6 protein-coding genes are annotated in these 5,566 nt (G+C 47.8%); 2 read left to right on the forward strand and 4 right to left on the reverse strand.

All coding sequences use genetic code 11. The features are described 5' to 3' along the window. Both IQ235_RS17380 and IQ235_RS17385 read right to left on the reverse strand, forming a co-directional pair. The coding region (locus tag IQ235_RS17380) for a PAS domain-containing protein (protein ID WP_264322687.1) at nt 1–312 on the reverse strand (312 nt) is incomplete at its 3' end. Between the two features lie 540 nt (nt 313–852). Continuing rightward, on the reverse strand, nt 853–2,061 hold the full coding sequence (locus tag IQ235_RS17385; RefSeq protein ID WP_264322688.1) for a Coenzyme F420 hydrogenase/dehydrogenase, beta subunit C-terminal domain: 1,209 nt from the start codon (nt 2,059–2,061) through the stop codon (nt 853–855). A gap of 376 nt (nt 2,062–2,437) precedes the next feature. On the opposite strand from IQ235_RS17385, the gene IQ235_RS17390 reads away from it, so the two are divergent. Both IQ235_RS17390 and IQ235_RS17395 read left to right on the forward strand, forming a co-directional pair. Beyond that, a complete protein-coding gene (locus IQ235_RS17390; RefSeq protein ID WP_264322689.1) occupies nt 2,438–2,953 on the forward strand; it encodes a hypothetical protein in 516 nt (171 codons plus the stop codon). Continuing rightward, nucleotides 2,950–4,335, forward strand: coding sequence for a 16S rRNA (cytosine(967)-C(5))-methyltransferase (locus IQ235_RS17395; protein WP_264322690.1), 1,386 nt, complete (start codon nt 2,950–2,952; stop codon nt 4,333–4,335). Before IQ235_RS17390 ends, IQ235_RS17395 begins: the two co-directional genes overlap by 4 nt. A 183-nt stretch (nt 4,336–4,518) precedes the next feature. Here IQ235_RS17395 and IQ235_RS17400 read toward each other — a convergent pair whose 3' ends face one another. Beyond that, on the reverse strand, nt 4,519–5,145 hold the full coding sequence (locus IQ235_RS17400; RefSeq protein WP_264322691.1) for an exopolysaccharide biosynthesis protein: 627 nt from the start codon (nt 5,143–5,145) through the stop codon (nt 4,519–4,521). A 217-nt stretch (nt 5,146–5,362) separates the two neighbouring features. Beyond that, nucleotides 5,363–5,566, reverse strand: a 204-nt coding sequence (locus IQ235_RS17405) for an adenosylhomocysteinase (protein ID WP_264322692.1), incomplete at its 5' end; no start/stop codon positions are given.

Consider the following 5,566-nt stretch of genomic DNA (forward strand, 5'->3'; position numbering starts at 1 on the left):
GGCGGGACTGACCGATCTCAACTGTTTTTGCCAGGCTTGGCGATCGGTCGGTTCGAGCCAATGCAAAACCTGGGTTCCAATGGACTCGTGACCCTGTTTACCCGCATAGCGACAATAGGCGGAGTTGACAAATGTGAGGGTGCCATCGGGTAAAAAACGGCAGATATAATCGGTTTGCAATTCAACCAGGGCTTCATATCGGGCTTCGCATTCGTGCAACGCTTCGGTAATCGACTCGTAAGCTGCTCGATCGCCCCGTTCGAGGGCTGATGGCTCTTTAGAACTGCGATCGCATCGATGATTGGTATCCATTGCCTCTATATTCCTCGGCTCTCAATGAGGCATACGTAATCTCGATCGACTCAAATCGAGATCTAAACTGACTGCACTCAACTTTTGATGTCAAACAATTTCAGATTGGAAGCTCGCGTCGGTGACCGTAGACTGTCCCTGAAGATCTCTGGGCTGGATATAGAAAATGCTAGCGCTGACAACACCCAATATCGAAGAAAGTAAGTTTTTACCCGCGAGATCGACTACAGCTATTTTTGCTGCAATGCTCCTTTACCTAATAATACTTAGAATTGCTCGTCTATGACGTTGTTTTGTCTGCTTCGTGCTGCGATCGTCCAATAAAATCTTCCGTTCTTCACCAAATATCCACAGTTCCTTAGTGTTGCAAAGATCGACCCACAACAATATGGTAACCGCCGTATCTATTAGAGCATTGGAACAAAGGAAGCTGGAGGAGAGTTCATTAACAATTGTTAATTGTAATTCTTATTCTTTCTTCTTCCCTCACCGCATCTCTCCCTTACCGCATTTCCCCCAATTAAAAATTGACGACCGGATCTAGGAGTCGGGTAACTCATACTGTCCGACGATTTTCTTGGCAAATTCCGGAACGTGTTGCTCTAATTTCTCCGGATAGTTGCGTTTGACGTAGAGATAGTTGCGAGTGAAATGGGAATCGATGGAAAATCGACCGTATTCCAGACCCGTCGGACCGATACGTTCGATAACCACTCCCATCAGTTTCGCCGCCCACATGGGTAAGGTCACCCCTTTATCGTAGGCAGGAATGCTCTGCTGTACCGCTTGGTGGCGATCGCCTTTTGAGGCCACCGGTTGTGTTTGCAGTTGGTCGAGGGCGATATCTAGCATTTCTTGCCCGGTTTCGTTGCGAACGACAATCCACTGCCAGCCAAAAGGCGCACCCATATAGCCCACCACCAAATCTGCCAAACCATTGACGTAATCGAAACAACTCATACAAGAGGGGGCGAATACATCTTTGAGTTCTTTGGTATTCAAACCAAAAAATGGCACTTTTTCGATCGATCCATCTTCATGTTTGAAATGCACGCGGAAGTCTTGCATAAACTCGTAATGCACCACCGTTTCCGGCGATCGACTGGTGGTATCGAGAAACTTCTGTAACCCGGCGCGAGTGACGTTATCGACGCAGGGGGTTCCCAAAACGTAAAGCTTTTCTAACCCCAGCCGTTCTTCTACTTCCCGCAGGGCTTGAATCTGACATCCCACACCAATAACGAGCAACCGCTTCATTCCCGACTGTTCGACCTGTTCGAGTACCGACAGGTTCGGCGAGAGAGTGGGCTTGTTTACCCGTGCGGCGAGGACTTCTTCTCGGGTGCGGGCAATGACGGGCTTGGGGCCGAATCGATCTTCGGGAGTATTTTGCACGCACACCACCCCCTCAACGATACCCCGATCGAGCATTTCACAGGCGATCGTACTGACAATTCCAGTCCACTGCGCCCCTTCAATCGGCTCGATTTTCCGGGCGGCCATCATCTGGCGGTGCACCCCAAAATAAACCTCCTCGTCGTCTTCTAAATTGCGCTGACGACCGTGGGTTTGGGTTTCGAGGCGATCGAATTGCTGGTTGAGAAACGCACAGGCATCCTTGACGTAATGGATGTAGTAGGTATCGCACAGTCCGCACTCGCTGCACAGTTCTTTGGCCGGACGGCGGCTACCGGGCTTGAGGGCTTTAGATTTCTGGTGTTTGGGAAGCTTGGGGGAGGTTGCACTCATTCTTAAGCACTGGTGTCCGAGGCAGGATAATCTTCTATCCAGAATACCCCAGACCTTGACCGAGTAATTCTTAGAATTATCTGAAATTTTGAGCAATGCCCGTATCGCAGCGGTTTGATATGAAACGATATGGGAAAGCAAAAAGGAAAGAAATCATCTCTGAGAAAAGTTGTTGGGCTTTTCCCTCAATCCATTAAAACAGCCCATTGAAATAGCATCTTGTCCGTCTTCAGATTTCGATCGAATAATTTGGCTTTGTTTGCTGTTTTTAAAATTGAAATCTATTTTTGAATTCTTAATATTTATCTAATCTAAAATATTGAAATCGTCGAGTATAGTAGAAGATATATTTTTATAAATTGATAAAATAAAGATTATGAAAACCTTAAAATCGCTTTCAGCATTAGCACCTTCGCCCCCTTCCGCCAAGAGTGGGTGGGGAGGGTTTATTGGTTTGGGTTTAATCTGCCTCGGGATCGGCATTGGCATCACCAGCAAACTCTCAGTGTTAACTTGCAATCGAGTCGAGACCGATAAAATGACCTGCTCGATAATCGAAGAAGACTTATTAGAGCTAGATGTCGAGCGTATGACCCTTGAGAAACTGCAAAGAGCCGAAGTCAGAATTCGGATCGATCCTGCGGGGGAAACCGAAAGGTTAGTGTTGGTGGGTGAAAAGCAAGAACTCGAAATTCAGGCTTTTGAGGGAGATGCCAAAGAAGCCTCGATAGAAATAAACGATTTTGTTGAAGATCTCAATGAAGAATCAGTTACTCTTCGCAAAGACGATCGCTGGTTTTCCTATTTCTTCGGTGTCGTTTTAGCCATTGCGGGTTTATTTCAAACCGGGCTTTTAAAAGTCTCTAGTTCGCGAAATTTTAATCGATCGTGAAAAAAAACGAAAGTCAAAAATTATCAACCTCTCGTCAAATCGCCTTTTGGGTTCTAGCAGAGATCGATCGAAAAAGTATATTTTCTGATGTAGCTCTCGATAATGGATTGCAGCACCATCAGCCCAACAAAATCGATCGCAAATTAATTGCCGAGCTGGTATATGGATGTGTCAGACAACGGAGATCCCTCGATACGATCGTCGATGGACTCGCTCGCAAAAAATCCGATCGCCAACCTCGGGATTTACGATTAATTTTACATATTGGATTGTACCAACTGTGCTATCTCGATCGCATTCCCGAATCTGCGGCTGTTAATACCACCGTCGAGCTGGCAAAGCAGAATAACCTCGCCGGACTCGCCGGTTTTGTGAATGGGATATTGCGACAGTATTTGCGAGTGCGAAATACCCCCGACGATCCCCTCAAAAAAGCCATCGAGAATCCCATCGAGCGATTGGGAATTGTTTATAGTTATCCCAACTGGATCGTCGAAAATTGGTTAGAGCAAATAGGGTTAGAAGAAACCGAGAAACTCTGCAAACTCTTTAATCGATCGCCTGCCCTCCATTTACGCATCAATCCGTTAAAAACAACGATCGATACCGTTGAAAGTGCCCTCAAAGAACGAGGGATTCAATGCGATCGCTCTTCCTATCTTCCCCAAGGGTTAAAATTGACCTCCGCGACTGGAGAAGTGAAGCAGTTACCCGGATTTAACGAAGGCTGGTGGACGATTCAAGATGGTAGCGCCCAGTTGGCAAGCTATCTCCTCGATCCCCAACCCGACGAGACGATCGTCGATGCCTGTGCGGCACCTGGGGGAAAAACGACCCATATTGCCGAATTGATGGGCGATCGCGGTAAAATTTGGGCGATCGATCGAGTGGCATCTCGTCTGAAAAAAGTGCGACAAAATATCGATCGCTTGCAATTGAATTCGATCGAAGTGTGTCAGGGAGATAGTCGCGATTTTCCCCAGTTGAAGCAGCAATGCGATCGGGTTCTTCTCGATGCGCCTTGTTCCGGCTTGGGAACCCTGCACCGACGCGCCGATTTGCGCTGGCGACAAACCCCCCAAATGGCGGAAGAACTGGCAATCCTTCAGGGGGAATTGCTCGAAGCCGCAGCCACCTGGCTCAAACCCGGTGGCGTTCTCGTCTATGCGACTTGCACCTTACATCCACCGGAAAATGAAGGCGCGATCGGTCATTTTCTCGACAAACATCCCCACTGGAAAATCGATCCTCCTTCACCGGAATCTCTTTTATCTCCCTTTGTAACTCCGGCTGGGTGGCTGGAAGTGTGGCCGACTCGCCATCATTTGGATGGCTTTTTTATGGTGCGACTGAAGCACGATTCAACAGAAGACTTGACTTGAACGAACCACAAAGACACGAAGGACACGAAGTTGAAGAAGCAGAAGAACGTTAAAGCCTCGACCGTGACTCCTCTGTTATTGTTTCAATTCCGTCTGGGTTTAGCTCCTAAGACAATCTCGATCTCGAACGCGAGAATCCGATCCGGCCGAACGATCGGCATGGCTTAGTGTCTGCGACGGTCTCTACCCCCGCCCCAGTTGCAGTTTAATCCAATCGAGCAAACTCGTGCCGCCAAACCAAACAGCCACCAAAATTGAGATGGAGAGAATCAAGCCGATGGCGCAAATTGCCAAACCCGCCAGACTAATTGCCCCGTCGTCATCGAGTAAGCCAAAGCCCACTACGAAAATTCCGATCGCCGGGACTGTATTAGTTCCGGGAATGGGAATCATCATCGAAATCGACATCAGGGCGATGGCAATTCCAATAACGATACGACCGAGCGAGCTGGTACAAATATAAGTTAAGCGGGGACGGGAAATGACTTCGATTTTTTCGAGCCAGGGGAGTCCGGCTTTGAGAAAACCTTGGAGTTTGTCGAGTTGAATCGATCTCGCCATCCACTTATCGGGCAGCCAGGGACGCTCGGCCCCTCGAATTAACTGCACTGCCAAAAACAACATCACCACCCCAAATGGAATCGAGTATCCCGGTGCGGGGACGGGCAGGGCCGAAGGGAGAGAGAGCAATACGAACAAAAAACCAAAAATTCGCTCTCCTGCCAAGTCCCAAAGATCTACAAGCTTAACTTGGGGCGGTCGGTCTTCTTGGAAAAAATAGCGGTTTAATTCAACGGATAGCCTTGCCACAGTGGTGAATTGTTCGTTTTCGAGAAGTTAGTCGATCGAAGAATTGTTTGGGTCGAAAATATGATATGGGATATTGAGGCAAATGAAAATAACGATCGGTCTACAAGAATTCCCAAGGTTACCCGATGCCCCATTTTCTCATCTGTGCGTCTTCAAGAATCTATTTCCAACAGAAATATTGAGGGGAAGCGTTGCCGCTTCCCCATTCAAGTTTCGATTAAGTACCCGAAGTCCAAGAATTCATGTACTTAACTTGCTCGTCTGTCAGGGTATCGAGATCGATATTCATCGCTTCGAGTTTCAAGCGAGCGATTTCACGATCGATTTCTTCCGGAATAGAGTGCAAACCGGGTTCGAGCTTGCCTTTATTTTTCACTAAATGTTCGCAAGCCAGGGCTTGCTTGGCAGAGCTCAGATCCAT

Source organism: Zarconia navalis LEGE 11467 (genome assembly GCF_015207075.1).
In the GTDB taxonomy this organism is placed as follows: domain Bacteria; phylum Cyanobacteriota; class Cyanobacteriia; order Cyanobacteriales; family Geitlerinemataceae; genus Zarconia; species Zarconia navalis.

What these genes read in the sequence shown, in the direction of transcription:
- IQ235_RS17385 (WP_264322688.1), bottom strand. Translation starts at nt 2,061, where the DNA reads ATGAGTGCAACCTCCCCCAAGCTTCCCAAACACCAGAAATCTAAAGCC.
- IQ235_RS17390 (WP_264322689.1), top strand. Translation starts at nt 2,438, where the DNA reads ATGAAAACCTTAAAATCGCTTTCAGCATTAGCACCTTCGCCCCCTTCC.